The following is a 13,821-nucleotide window of genomic DNA, read 5'->3' on the forward strand; positions in this document are numbered from 1 at the left end:
CCGGCGGCTCGTCTGATCAGAGCGCCGGGCATGTAATTCGAATGATGATCGCGAAATGTGCCATCTTGGGGTTGCTTATAGGCGCGGGGGAAACGGGCGTCCAGTGGGCCCGGATGGCATGGGGGCGGGCGCCGGGGCGCAGGTGCACCCGATAGACCGCGCTGCAAAAGGAAAGGCCGGCCTCGGTGGTGCAACTCCCCCAGGGTCATTGCGCCATCCAGGCCGGCCCGCTCTAGAACACGCACCTTCAAAGGTGCGGCGGTTTGGTAATGGGTCCGAAGACCCGCAAAAGAACTGTAAGAAACGCTCCCCCCTGAATATCGCGGCAGGCTCAGGTATCAAACGCCCGAATCCCGGATCGGCCTAGTTAATCTTCGTAAATTTTTGCTGGATTTCGTGAGTTACCTAGGGTCAAATTTCACGATGCGTGAAACTTTGGCAGAGATCTGGGCCTCCATCGACTGGGAACGCAAGATCATCGCGTTCTTTGGCGGGGTGCTGGTGATGACCCTGGCCGGGCCCTTCGGAACCTATGAGTACATGAGCTTCAACCAGAGGCTGGTGTTCTGGCTCGTGGTCTTTACCGGCGTCGGGTTTTTCATGCATGTGTTCCAGACCACGGCGCTCAAGTCGGCTTATCTGGGCCGGATGCCCAGGCTGTTGCGCCTTGGCATCGGAGCGGTGCTGGCCGGGCTGCCGGGGGCGGCGGTGGTGATCTTTGTCTACGGCGTGTTCCGCCCGGCGATGATCTCGGCCGAGGCGTTGCCTGTGATCTGGATGCAGGTGGCACTGATCGGCTGGGCCGTGGGGACCGTCGAGTTCTTTGAGTGGCGTCAGGCCAGCGCGCCGGAAGAGACGCCGACCCGGCGCACCGTCTTTCACAAACGCCTGCCACCGGCGCTGGGCGACGATATCATCTCGATCTCGATGCAGGACCATTATGCAGAGGTCACCACGCCGCTTGGTTCGCATCTGGTGCTGATCCGCCTGTCGGACGCGTTGGCCGAGCTCAAGGGCGCCGCCGGGCTTCAGGTGCATCGCTCGCATTATGTCATGACGGCACATATGGAACGGCTCTGCCGCGAGGGAGGGCGGTTGCGCCTGCGTCTGACGGACGGCCGCGAGCTGCCGGTCAGCGCGCGCTACGCCGACAAGGTGCGCGCCGCGCTGAAACAGAAAGCGGCGGCGTGATCACAAGTGCGCTCCGGACCGCTGTTGTCGCGCCGGGCAATGCCCGAGGGGCCGGCCGGCCCTGCTGGAACGGCCCGGATTCGCAGGGAATCACTGATGTGATCACAAATCGGCGGTCATGAGACCATAGTCGCGGTTTTTCCGCCCCGGATGGCATGGCCGGGACGCGGCGGCGACACGCCTGCAAATTTGTCGCAGGCATCGCGCAAGATTGTTAGCGTCCCAAATCTGGCGGCCGAGCGGAAATTTACTAATTCCTGTCGGCGCGGGCAAAAATGCAAGCATCTGACGTAACGGCATTTTTCGCTGCAACGGCACAAAAATTTACTGATTGACAGCGCCGCCTGTCGATTTCTTTACAGAAAAAGCCTTAAGCTTGAGTGACCCGCATCAAATTCCCGCAATCCTCTGTAAACTTGCCGCGACGTTGTTCATCGGGGCGCATGGAGGAGCCATGCTGCGCCCCGGCACAGGGAAAAAAGGGGGACCACATGCCCAACGATCATTCCGCACGCCAGTACCATGTCGACGCAGCGAAATATCAGGAAATGTATGCCGCATCGGTTGCTGATCCGGAGGCGTTCTGGGCCGAGCAGGGCAAGCGCATCGACTGGATCAAACCCTACAGCCAGGTCAAGGATGTGAGCTTTGCCCCCGGCGACATTCACATCAAATGGTATCACGACGGCACCCTGAACGTTTCGGCCAATTGCATCGACCGCCATCTCGAGACCCGCGGCGACCAGACCGCCATCATCTGGGAGCCGGACGACCCGGAGGAGCCGGCGCAGCACATCTCCTACAGGGAGCTGCACGCCAACACCTGCAAAATGGCCAATGTGCTGACCGACCTGGGCGTGACCAAGGGCGACCGGGTGGTGATCTACCTGCCGATGATCCCCGAAGCGGCCTATGCCATGCTGGCCTGTGCCCGCATTGGCGCGATCCATTCCATCGTCTTTGCCGGGTTCTCGCCCGATGCGCTGGGTGCACGGGTCAATGGCTGTGACGCCAAGGTTGTGATCACCGCGGACGAGGCCCCCCGCGGCGGCCGCAAGACGGCGCTGAAATCGAATGCCGATGCCGCGCTGGCGCAATGCAAGGACAGCGTGAAATGCCTGGTGGTCAAGCGCACCGGCGGCGAGTCCTCCTGGAACGACGGCCGCGATCACGATTATACCGCGCTGGCCAAGGATGCCGCCGACAGCTTCGATCCGGTCGAGGTTGGCGCTGAGGATCCGCTTTTCATCCTCTACACCTCGGGTTCCACCGGTCAGCCCAAGGGCGTGGTGCATTGCTCGGGCGGCTATCTGGTCTACGCCGCGATGACGCATGAGATCACCTTCGACTACCACGATGGCGATATCTACTGGTGCACGGCGGATGTCGGCTGGGTCACCGGCCACAGCTATATCGTCTATGGGCCGCTGGCCAATGGCGGCACCACGCTGATGTTCGAAGGCGTGCCGACCTACCCGGATGCCAGCCGCTTCTGGCAGGTCTGCGAAAAGCACAAGGTCAACCAGTTCTATACCGCGCCCACCGCCATCCGCGCGCTGATGGGGCAGGGGCCGGAGTTTGTCGAGAAATGCGACCTGAGTGATCTGCGCCTTCTGGGCACCGTGGGCGAGCCGATCAACCCAGAGGCCTGGAACTGGTACAATGAGGTTGTCGGCAAGGGCAATTGCCCGATCGTCGACACCTGGTGGCAGACCGAGACCGGCGGCCACATGATGACGCCGCTGCCCGGCGCGCACGAGCTGAAACCCGGCGCCGCGCAACAGCCGTTCTTCGGCATCGAGCCCAAGGTGCTCGATCCGCAGACCGGCGAGGAAATCACCGGCAATGGCGTCGAGGGCGTCCTGGTCATCGCCGACAGCTGGCCGGGCCAGATGCGCACCGTCTGGGGCGATCACGAGCGGTTCGAAAAGACCTATTTCTCCGACTACAAGGGCTATTACTTCTCCGGCGACGGCTGCCGCCGCGACGAGGACGGCGATTACTGGATCACCGGCCGTGTCGACGACGTGATCAACGTCTCGGGCCACCGGATGGGCACCGCCGAGGTCGAAAGCGCGCTGGTGGCGCATCCCAAGGTCGCCGAGGCCGCGGTGGTCGGCTATCCGCACAGCATCAAGGGGCAGGGCATCTATTGCTATGTCACGCTGATGTCGGGCGATGCACCGACGGACGCGTTGCGCAAGGAGCTGCGCGATTGGGTCCGGCAGGAGATCGGGCCGATCGCCAGCCCGGATCTGATCCAATGGGCGCCGGGCCTGCCCAAGACCCGTTCGGGCAAGATCATGCGCCGCATCCTGCGCAAGATCGCCGAGAACGATTATGGCGCGCTGGGCGATACCTCGACGCTGGCCGATCCGTCGGTCGTCGATGATTTGATCGACAACCGGATGAACCGGGACTGATGGGCATGGAGGCTTCTGTGCAGACCCGCCCCGCCGTTCTGATCCTTCTCGGGCCTCCGGGCGCCGGGAAGGGCACCCAGGCCCGCAAGCTCGAAGAGACCTTCGGGCTGGTGCAACTCTCGACCGGCGACCTGCTGCGCGCCGCCGTGGCCGCCGGCACCGAGGCCGGCCGCCAAGCCAAGGCGGTGATGGAGGCCGGCGGGCTGGTGTCCGACGAGATCGTCATCGCCATCCTGCGCGACCGGCTGGCCGAGCCCGACACCGCGCGCGGCGTCATCCTTGATGGCTTCCCGCGCACGAGTGCGCAGGCCGAGGCGCTCGACCGGCTGCTCGATGAGAGCGGCCAGAAGATCACCGCCGCGATCTCGCTCGAAGTGGAGGATGCGGCCATGGTGACGCGGATTTCCGGCCGCTACACCTGCGCCGACTGCGGCGAAGGTTATCACGACAGCTTCAAGCAGCCGGTCGAGGCCGGGATCTGCGACAAATGCGGCGGCACCGAGTTCAAGCGCCGGGCCGATGACAATGCCGAAACGGTGGCGTCGCGGCTTGCCGCCTATCACGCGCAGACCGCGCCGCTGATTGCCTATTACGACGGCCAGGGCGTGCTGAAGCGCGTCGATGCCATGGGCGAGATCGGCGCCATCGCCGCCGCGCTCGAAGAGATTGTCGCCAAGGCCCGCTAGGGCCGGGGCGACAGACCAACCTACGCACAATCTGCGTTGGAGCAACGCGGGGGGCCTCGGCCGCCCGCGCACAGGGAAGGTGCGTCCGCGCCATGGTGGCCGGATGCTTTGGAGAGAGGGGAGAGACCGACATGTCGGACAACTCTGAAAACAATGGCTACTGGCAGGCGAATATTCGCCTCGTCAAGATTTGCCTGGTCATCTGGGCCCTAGTGTCCTTCGGCTTCGGCATTCTGCTGCGGCCGATGCTCAGCAGCATCCCGGTCGGCGGTACCGACCTGGGCTTCTGGTTCGCCCAGCAGGGATCGATCATCGTCTTCCTGGCGCTGATCTTCTTTTACGCCTGGCGGATGAACAAGCTCGATGCCGAACACGGCGTTGACGAGCAATAAGGGACGGAGATCATGGATCAATTTACCATCAACCTGCTGTTCGTAGGCGCCTCTTTCGCGCTCTACATCGGCATCGCGATCTGGGCCCGGGCGGGCTCGACCTCGGAGTTCTATGCGGCGGGGCGGGGCGTGCACCCGGTCACCAACGGCATGGCCACGGCGGCCGACTGGATGTCGGCGGCCTCCTTCATCTCGATGGCCGGCCTCATCGCCTTTACCGGCTATGACAATTCCACCTACCTGATGGGCTGGACCGGTGGCTATGTGCTTCTGGCGCTGCTGCTCGCGCCGTATCTGCGCAAGTTCGGCAAGTTCACCGTGTCCGAGTTCATCGGCGACCGGTTCTACAGCCCCACCGCGCGCATGGTGGCGGTGATCTGCCTGATCGTCGCCTCGACCACCTATGTGATCGGCCAGATGACCGGCGTCGGCGTGGCCTTTGGCCGCTTCCTCGAGGTGTCGAACACCGCCGGCCTTCTGATCGGCGCCTGTGTGGTCTTTGCCTATGCGGTCTTTGGTGGCATGAAGGGCGTGACCTACACCCAGGTGGCGCAATACTGCGTGCTGATCATGGCCTATACGATCCCGGCCGTCTTCATCTCGCTGCAACTCACCGGCAATCCGATCCCGGCGCTGGGTCTCTTTGGCGATCACGCCGCCAGCGGCGAGCCGCTTCTGGCCAAGCTTGACCAGATCGTGCAGGAGCTCGGGTTCAACGAATACACCGCGCACCATGGCGACACCTTCAACATGGTGCTCTTTACCCTGTCGCTGATGATCGGCACCGCCGGGCTGCCGCATGTGATCATGCGCTTCTTTACCGTGCCCAAGGTGTCGGACGCGCGCTGGTCGGCCGGCTGGACGCTGATCTTCATCGCGCTGCTGTATCTCACCGCTCCCGCGGTCGGCGCCATGGCGCGGCTGAACATCACCGAGCAATTCTGGCCCAATGGCACCGAAGGCCAGGCGGTCTCGGTCGAACAGATCGAAACCGACGAGACCTATGCCTGGATGCAGACCTGGCAGAAGACCGGCCTGCTGGGCTGGGAAGACAAGAACGGCGACGGGCGCATCCAGTACTACAACGATGCCAACCCCGAAATGCAGGAACGTGCGGCGGCCAATGGCTGGGACGGCAACGAGCTGACCAACTTCAACCGCGATATCCTGGTGCTGGCCAACCCCGAGATCGCCAACCTGCCGGGTTGGGTGATCGGTCTGGTCGCTGCCGGTGGTCTTGCGGCCGCGCTGTCGACGGCGGCGGGCCTGCTGCTGGCGATCTCCTCGGCGGTCAGCCATGACCTGCTCAAGGGCCAGCTGACGCCCAACATGTCGGAGCGCGCCGAGCTGATGTCGGCTCGGATCGCCATGGCGGTGGCCATCGCGGTGGCGACCTACCTGGGGCTCAACCCGCCGGGTTTTGCGGCGCAGACCGTGGCGCTGGCCTTCGGCCTCGCAGCGGCCTCGATCTTCCCGGCGCTGATGATGGGCATCTTCTCGAAGCGGGTGAACAACACCGGCGCGGTTGCCGGCATGCTGGTCGGCCTGCTGGTGACGCTGGTCTACATCTTCCTGCACAAGGGCTGGTTCTTCATCCCCGACACCAACAGCTTTACCGACGCCGATCCGCTGCTCGGCACGGTCAAGTCGACCTCCTTCGGGGCGATCGGCGCCCTGCTGAACTTCGGCACCGCGATCCTCGTGTCGAAGCTCACGGCGGAACCGCCGAAGCACATCCAGGAACTGGTCGAAAGCGTGCGTGTGCCGCGTGGCGCAGGTGCGGCCGTCGAAGGCCATTGAGATGGTGCGGCCCGGTATCCCCCGCGATATCGGGCCGACCTCTGGCGGCGTGCCTCGGTTTCCCGGGCGCGCCGCCGTCATTTGCTGTAAGCCTTGATCCAGAGCAAGGCGGGGCGACCGGACATGCCCCGAACCGGACCCGACACACAACCAGAGGCGCCCATGGCCCTTGAGACGACCAGCACGCTGGCATTCCTGCAATCGGTCCACCCCTATGACGCCATGGCGCCGGACCGGCTGGCGCAGGTGGCGGCGGCGATGACGCCCGCCGGCTTTCAGCCCGGCGCGCCGATCTATGCGCTGGGCGAGGTGCTGGCCGGGCTTTGTCTGATCGTCTCGGGCGAGGTCACGATTTCCGATGCCAACGGCGTGCAGGTCTCGGCACTGGGGCCGCGCAACTCCTTTGGCGAACGTGGTCTGCTGCGCGACCGGCACGCCGTCACCTCGGCCCGCGCCAAGACCGCGGTGCGCCTGCTCATACTGCCGGCGGCGCTCTTTGAGACGTTGCTGCGCGAGGACTGGGCCTTTGCCCGCTATTTCGATCGCGTCCGGCCGCGCCGGGCCGCCGCGCGCGACCTGGCCGAGATGCGGGTCGGCTACCTGATGGCGCCCGATCCGCTGTCCTGCCCGCCCGACACCACCGTGCAGCAGGCCGCCGCGATGCTGCGCGAGGCCAAGGTGTCGTCGATCGGGGTGGTCGAGGGGGGGCGGCTGCTGGGCATTCTCACCACCCGCGATTTCACCACCCGCGTGCTGGCCGAAGGCCTGCCGGGCGACACCCCGGTGAGCCGGGTGATGACGCCCGATCCCGCGGTGCTGAGCGTCAACGATCTGGGGTCGGACGTGCTGCACCTGATGCTCGAGCGGCGGATCGGCCATGTGCCGGTGACCGAAGCCGGCAGCTTTCACGGCATCATCACCCAGACCGATCTGACCCGGCAACAGGCGATCGGCGCGGCGGTGGTGGTCAGCGACATCGCCTTTGCCGAGAGCGTCGACGAGCTTGGCGGCTTCACCCTGCTGATCCCGCAGGTGCTGGCGCAGCTGGTGGCCACCGGCAAGCCGCATGATGTGGTGACCCGGCGGATCACCGATATCGCCGATGCGGTGACCCGCCGGCTCTTGAAAATGGCCGAGGCGGCGCTCGGCCCTCCGCCGGTGCCCTATCTCTGGCTGGCCTGCGGCAGCCAGGGCCGCCGCGAGCAGACCGGGGTCAGCGATCAGGACAACTGCCTGTTCCTGGACGACAGCGCACAGCCCGAAGATGACGCCTATTTCGCGGCGCTGGCCCGGTTTGTCTGTGACGGGCTCGACGCCTGCGGGTATTACCATTGCCCCGGGGAGATGATGGCCACCAACCCGCGTTGGCGGCAGCCGGTCGCCACTTGGCGCGGCTATTTCGCCGCCTGGGTGGCCACGCCCGACCCCATGGCGCAGATGTTGGCCTCGGTGATGTTCGACCTGCGGCCGATTGCCGGCGACGCGCGGCTGTTTGCCGACTTGCAGGCCGAGACGCTGGCGCGGGCGGCGGGAAATTCGATCTTTGTCAGCCACATGGTGTCGAATTCGCTGAAACACGTGCCGCCGCTCAGCCTGTTGCGGGGCTTTGCCACCATCCGCTCGGGCGAGCACAAGGACACCATCGACCTCAAGCACAACGGCGTCGTGCCGGTCGTCGATCTGGCGCGGGTCTATGCCCTGACCGGCCGGCTCGGCCCGACCAATACGAGGGCACGGCTTCTGGCGGCGCAACAGGCGCAGGTGATCTCGGCCACCGGCGCGCGCGACCTGATTGCCGCCTATGACCTGATTGCCCAGAGCCGGCTTGAACATCAGGCCCGTCAGATCAAGCACGGCGCCGCGCCTGACAATTTCATGGCCCCGACCAGCCTGTCCGATTTCGAACGCGGCCACCTGCGCGACGCCTTTGTCGTCGTGCGCACCATGCAATCCGCCCTCGGCCATGGCCGCGGCACCCTGGGATGACAGCTCATGTTCTATGAACTTCTAGCCACGATCTTTGCCGGCCTCGCCGGCGGCGGCCTGATCTACGGGCTCAGCCGGCTGACCCGGGGGCGCATTCCGCGCTCCTGGACGATTGCCGGCGCGGCGCTGGTGATGATCGCCTTTTCAATCTGGAACGAATACAACTGGTTCTCCCGCAGCGCGGCGCAATTGCCCGATGGCGTCGTGGTGGTGGCGGCCAGCGAGAGCCGTGACTGGTATCGGCCCTGGACCTATGCGCTGCCGGTGGTTCCGCGCTTTGCCGCGCTCGACACCAATTCGATCCGGCGCAACCCGGATGTGCCGCAGCAGCGCATCGCCGATCTCTATTTGATGGAGCGCTGGCGCGCGGCGGTGGGCGTCCGGATCGCGGTGGATTGCGCTCGCCCGGCGCAGGCGCGGCTCGAACAGGTGACCTATGGCGAGGAGGGTGCCATGATCAGCGATAGCTGGGAGCAGATGGCCACCGACGACCCGCTGATCGTTGCGGCCTGCGGGTAGGGGGACCGATGACCGGGAGCACGGAAGGCGCGCGCATCCTTTTGGTGGAGGACGAGCAGAACATCGCGCTGGCGCTGAAATTCCTGATCGAGAAGATGGGCCACCAGGTGACCCATATCGACGACGGCCACCGGGCCCTGCAAGAGGTGGCGGGGCTGGCGCCGGATCTGGTGCTGCTTGATGTGACGCTGCCGGGGGCCTCGGGCTACGAGATCTGCCAGCACATCCGCGCCAGCCACGCGCTCGATGCCACCCGCGTGCTCATTCTCACCGCGCGCGGTGCCGATATCGAACGGCGCAAGGCGCTGGCGCTGGGGGCGGATGGCTTCATGTCGAAACCCTTCGAGATGTCGGAGCTTCAGGCACAGGTCGCGGCGCTTCTGGCGCGGCCAAGGGAGGCGTGACCCGATGCTTGCCCGCAAGAGCCTGCGGCTGCGCGTCTTTCTGTTTTTTGTCCTGCTGGCGCTGGCCAGCCTCTCGCTGATCGCCGGCGGTCTCTGGCTGGGCTTTTCCCGTGCCAGCGCGCCTCGCGATCCGGCCGGTTTCGTGTTGGCGGGCGCTGTGGCGGGCTTTGCGGTGCTGGGGCTGGTGACTTGGATCTGGCGGCTCTTCGACGAAAACCTGGCCCGCCCGATGCAGGCACTGGCGGCGCAGATGCGGGTGCTGGCCCATGCCGAGGACACCCGCCTGCCGGACCCGGAAAGCGCCCGCTACCTCGGCGATCTGGCGCCCGCCGCCCAGGCCATTGCCGCGCGCCTTGCCGAGACCCGGGGCGACCTTGCCCGGGCCATCGAACGCGAGACCACCCGGCTGGCCGAGGAAAAGGCCCGGCTCGAGGCGCTGCTGGCCGATGTCAGCGCCGGCATCCTGCTCTGTTCGGCGGATCACATGGTGGTGTTTTACAATTCCGTTGCCCGCGATCTTCTGCAAGCCGGCAACGCACCGCGGCTCGATCAGCCGGTGACGGCCTGCCTGCGCGAAGGGCCCCTGCGGCATGCCCATGACCGTCTCTGCCGGCCGGGCGCGACTCAACAGGAAACCCAGTTTCTTGCCGCCACCCCGGACGGCCGGGCGATGTTCACCGTGACGATGCGGCTGGTTGGACAGGGCGCGGCGCAGGCCGGGGGCTACGCGCTCACCCTGCGCGACGTCACCGCCGAGATCGGCCTGCACGCCGAGCGCGAGGCGCTCTTGTCGGAGATGATCGAGGACATGCGCCGCAAGGCCGCCAACCTCGACACCCTGAGCCGGTTGCGCCGCGCCGGGGCGGATCCGCTGGAGCAGGCGTTTCAGCAGGAGACCCGTGATCTGGCGCAGGCGGTCGACACGTTCGGCCAGCGCTACAACGAGATTGCCCAAAACCACTGGCCGCGCTCGGAGATTGCCGCGCGCGACCTGATGGACAGCCTGCGCGCAAGGCTGCGCGGCGACGGGCTGGCCTTCGGCACCGATCACCAGCGGCTCTTTGTGCTCTGTGACGGTTTCATGATGGTGACGCTGCTGGCACGGCTGGCCGGGCAGGTGGTGGCGCAGGGCCATGGCGCCTCGGTCGCGGTGGCGCTGGGCCCGGGCGCGACGCCGGACGAAGCGCTGGTGACGCTGAGCTGGCAGGGCAGGCCAGTGGCCCTTGGCGCGCTGGAGGACTGGCTTGCCGCGCCGCTCGACCCGGCACAGCCCGAGCTGACCGGGCGACGGGTGCTGGCGCATCACGGCACCGATGTCTGGCCGGAGGACGGAGCCCGGGGGGACGCGCGGCTCTGCCTGCCGTTGCCGCGTGTGGAAGAGACCGGCGCGCAGGGCCTGCGCGGCGCGGTCTATGATTTCGCGCTTTTCGACAAATCCCGCGCCGCGCCGCTGGCCGACCGGCGGCTGAACGAGCTGACCTATGTGGTGTTTGACACCGAGACCACCGGCTTGCTGCCCAGCCAGGGCGACGAGATCGTGCAGATTGCGGCGCTGCGGGTGGTGGGCGGACGGCTGCTGGAGGCCGAGCGGCTCGAGATGCTGGTCGATCCCGGCCGCAGCATTCCCGCGGCCTCGACCCGGGTGCATGGCATCACGCAAGCGATGGTGGCGGGCGCCCCGGGGATTGCCGAGGCCGGTCGCCAGTTGCACGATTTCGCCCGCGGCGCGGTGCTGGTGGCGCATAACGCACCGTTCGACATGGCGTTTTTTCACAAGCACGCGGATGCGATCGGGCGCCGCTTCGACAACCCGGTTCTGGATACCGTGCTGCTTTCGGCCGTGCTTTTCGGTCTGACCGAAGAGCACAGGCTCGATGCGCTCTGTGCCCGGCTTGGCGTCATCCTGCCCGAGGAGCAGCGCCACACCGCGATGGGCGATGCGCTGGCCACCGGCAGGGTCTTTGTGAAAATGCTCGGGATACTGTCAGCGCAGGGGTTTGACAGCTTTGGCCAGGTGCATGACGAGATGAAGAAGCAGATGCGGCTTTATCGGCGCTGATCCGGCGGCACGTGGGGGGCGTGCAGGGGCTGCCATCACGCCATGCAGGCGCTGCGCTTGCCCTCCTGTTTCGGGGCGGCGCGCGCGGAACCGAGGGTGTTCCGAGGCATTTGCGCGGGGCGGGCCTGTGGGATGGCCCGCCCCGACTTGGGTCAGGCGGCCCGGGCGGCGGGGCCGAAACGTTTGTAGAAGCTCTGACCCTTGGCGGCCATCTCGCGCAGGAGATCGGGACAGGCAAAGCGCGCGCCATGCGCCTCGGCCAGCTGGTCGCAGCGTTCGGCGGCATAAGGCGCGCCGATCATGTCGAGCCAGCTGAACGGGCCACCGGACCAGGGCGCAAAGCCCCAGCCGAGGATGGCGCCGACATCGCCTTCTCGGATGTCCTCGAGCACGCCTTCCTCGAGCGCGCGCACCGCCTCGAGCACCTGGGCAAAGAGCAGACGGTGCTGCACCTCGGTCAGATCGGGCTGATCCGCGGCCTGCGGGTACTGCGCCTTGACCGTTTCCGACAGCCCTTGGCGTTTGCCGGCGGCGTCATAATCGTAGAATCCGGCCTTGGTCTTGCGGCCGAGCCGGCCTTCGGCCTCCATCCAGAAGATCACCTCGTCGACCTCGCCATCGGGATAGGCGTCGCCCATCGCCGCCCGGGTGGCACGGGCGATCTTGGCGCCGAGATCGATCGAGGTCTCGTCTACCAGTTGCAGCGGGCCGAGCGGCATTCCGAGCATCTTTGCGGCATTCTCGATCAGCACCGGGGAGACGCCCTCCTTGACCATGCGCATGCCCTCGTTGATGTAGGGGATGATGCAGCGATTGGCGTAGAAGAAGCGGGCGTCATTGACCACGATCGGGGTCTTGCGGATCTGGCGGACATAATCCAGCGCCTTGGCCACCGCGCGGTCACCGGTTTGCTTGCCTTTGATGATCTCGACCAGCATCATCTTTTCCACCGGCGAGAAGAAGTGAATGCCGATGAACTGCTCGGGGCGGCTCGAGGCCTTGGCGAGCTGGGTGATCGGCAGTGTCGAGGTGTTCGACGCAAAGATGCAGTCGTCGCCGATCACCGCTTCGACCTTGGCCGTGACTTCGGCCTTGATCTTGGGGTCTTCGAACACCGCCTCGATGATCAGGTCGCAGCCCTCGAGCGCGGCGTAATCGGTGGTGGCTGTGATGAGCGACAGCGTGGCCGCTTTCTTCTCTTCGGTGGCTTTCTTGCGCTTGATGCCCTTGTCCATGTAATCGGCGGTATAAGCCTTGCCCTTGTCCGCCGCTTCCTGCTTCTGGTCGATCAGCACCACCTCGATGCCGGCGAGGGCCGAGACCAGGGTGATGCCTGCGCCCATCATGCCGGCGCCCAGTACGCCCACCTTCTTGACCTTTTGGTCGGGGGCCTCGGGGCGGTTGGCGCCTTTCTCTAGCGCTTCCTTGTTGATGAAGAGCGAGCGGATCATCGCCGCCGACGACGGGTTCATCAACACGTTGGTGAACCAGCGCGCCTCGACCTTGAGCGCGGTGTCGAAGGGCACCAGCGCGCCTTCGTAGACCGCCGAAAGCAGTGCCTTGGCGGCCGGATAGACGCCCTTGGTCTTGCCGTTGACCATGGCCGAGGCGCCGACGAAGGTCATGAAACCGGCCGGGTGATAGGGCGCGCCGCCGGGGATCTTGTAGCCCTTTTCATCCCAGGGTTTGACGAATTTCGGCTCGGACAGGATCCACTCTTTCGCGGCGGCGACGGGATCATCCGCCACCTCGTCGATCAGCCCGGCCATCTTGGCCTTTTTCGGATCCGAGAGCTTGCCTTCGAGCAGGAAGGGCGAGGCCGCCATGGCGCCCATCTTGCGCACCAGACGGGTGGTGCCGCCGGCGCCGGGGAAGATGCCGACCATGATCTCGGGCAGGCCGATCTTGGCCTTCGGGTTGTCGGCGGCAAAGACCCGGTGGCAGGCCAGCGGAATCTCGAGCCCGATGCCCAGCGCGGTGCCGGGCAGGGCGGCGGCCACCGGCTTGCCGCCCTTGTTCTTGTCGTCCATGCCGCCGCGCTCGATCTTGCGCAGGATGGCGTGCATCTGCATGATGCCGTCGAACAGCCCGCGCGCGGGATCGTCGCCGGCGCTTTCCTTCATCTTGGCGATCACGTTGAGATCCATGCCGCCGGCAAAATCCGGCTTGGCCGAGGTGATAACGATGCCCTTGACGGCGTCATCGGCCAGGGCGGCATCGAGATGGCCGTCAAGCTCGGCCAGCCCGTCGAGGGACAGCACGTTCATGCTCTTTTCAGGCACGTCCCATTCGATGATGGCCACGCCATCGGCGTCCTTGCGCAGGGTAAAATCGGTCATTCTGGCTCTCCCAAATCCTTGA

At 65.8% G+C, this 13,821-nt stretch carries 10 protein-coding genes; 9 read left to right on the forward strand and 1 reads right to left on the reverse strand.

The window, feature by feature from the left end:
- Positions 1-423 precede the first annotated feature (423 nt).
- The 9 genes from AC0J5K_RS04975 to AC0J5K_RS05015 all read left to right on the forward strand — a co-directional run bounded on the left by AC0J5K_RS04975 (position 424) and on the right by AC0J5K_RS05015 (position 11,460).
- Positions 424-1,191, forward strand: coding sequence for a LytTR family DNA-binding domain-containing protein (locus AC0J5K_RS04975; protein ID WP_048532461.1), 768 nt, complete (start codon positions 424-426; stop codon positions 1,189-1,191).
- Positions 1,192-1,682: 491 nt separating this feature from the next.
- Positions 1,683-3,614, forward strand: a complete 1,932-nt coding sequence (acs, locus tag AC0J5K_RS04980) for an acetate--CoA ligase (protein ID WP_274564832.1) — start codon at positions 1,683-1,685, stop codon at positions 3,612-3,614.
- A gap of 5 nt (positions 3,615-3,619) precedes the next feature.
- Complete coding sequence (locus tag AC0J5K_RS04985) at positions 3,620-4,300, forward strand: adenylate kinase (RefSeq protein WP_048533883.1); 681 nt, start codon at positions 3,620-3,622, stop codon at positions 4,298-4,300.
- 131 nt (positions 4,301-4,431) lie between these two features.
- Positions 4,432-4,692 (forward strand): DUF4212 domain-containing protein, encoded by a 261-nt coding sequence (locus AC0J5K_RS04990; protein WP_274564836.1) that lies wholly within the window; start codon positions 4,432-4,434, stop codon positions 4,690-4,692.
- Positions 4,693-4,704: 12 nt separating this feature from the next.
- Positions 4,705-6,492 (forward strand): sodium:solute symporter family protein, encoded by a 1,788-nt coding sequence (locus tag AC0J5K_RS04995; RefSeq protein ID WP_074834771.1) that lies wholly within the window; start codon positions 4,705-4,707, stop codon positions 6,490-6,492.
- A 162-nt stretch (positions 6,493-6,654) separates the two neighbouring features.
- Positions 6,655-8,478: a DUF294 nucleotidyltransferase-like domain-containing protein gene (locus AC0J5K_RS05000; RefSeq protein ID WP_274564839.1), complete on the forward strand. Its 1,824-nt coding sequence runs from the start codon at positions 6,655-6,657 to the stop codon at positions 8,476-8,478.
- A gap of 6 nt (positions 8,479-8,484) precedes the next feature.
- Positions 8,485-8,997, forward strand: a complete 513-nt coding sequence (locus AC0J5K_RS05005) for a hypothetical protein (RefSeq protein ID WP_048532456.1) — start codon at positions 8,485-8,487, stop codon at positions 8,995-8,997.
- Positions 8,998-9,005: 8 nt separating this feature from the next.
- Entirely contained in the window at positions 9,006-9,401 is a 396-nt protein-coding gene (locus AC0J5K_RS05010) for a response regulator transcription factor (RefSeq protein WP_048532455.1), read from the forward strand.
- A 4-nt stretch (positions 9,402-9,405) separates the two neighbouring features.
- Entirely contained in the window at positions 9,406-11,460 is a 2,055-nt protein-coding gene (locus AC0J5K_RS05015; protein WP_274564858.1) for a 3'-5' exonuclease, read from the forward strand.
- 152 nt (positions 11,461-11,612) lie between these two features.
- Here AC0J5K_RS05015 and AC0J5K_RS05020 read toward each other — a convergent pair whose 3' ends face one another.
- A complete protein-coding gene (locus AC0J5K_RS05020; protein WP_274564860.1) occupies positions 11,613-13,799 on the reverse strand; it encodes a 3-hydroxyacyl-CoA dehydrogenase NAD-binding domain-containing protein in 2,187 nt (728 codons plus the stop codon).
- Positions 13,800-13,821 lie beyond the last annotated feature (22 nt).

This window comes from Marinovum sp. E3 (assembly GCF_055755275.1).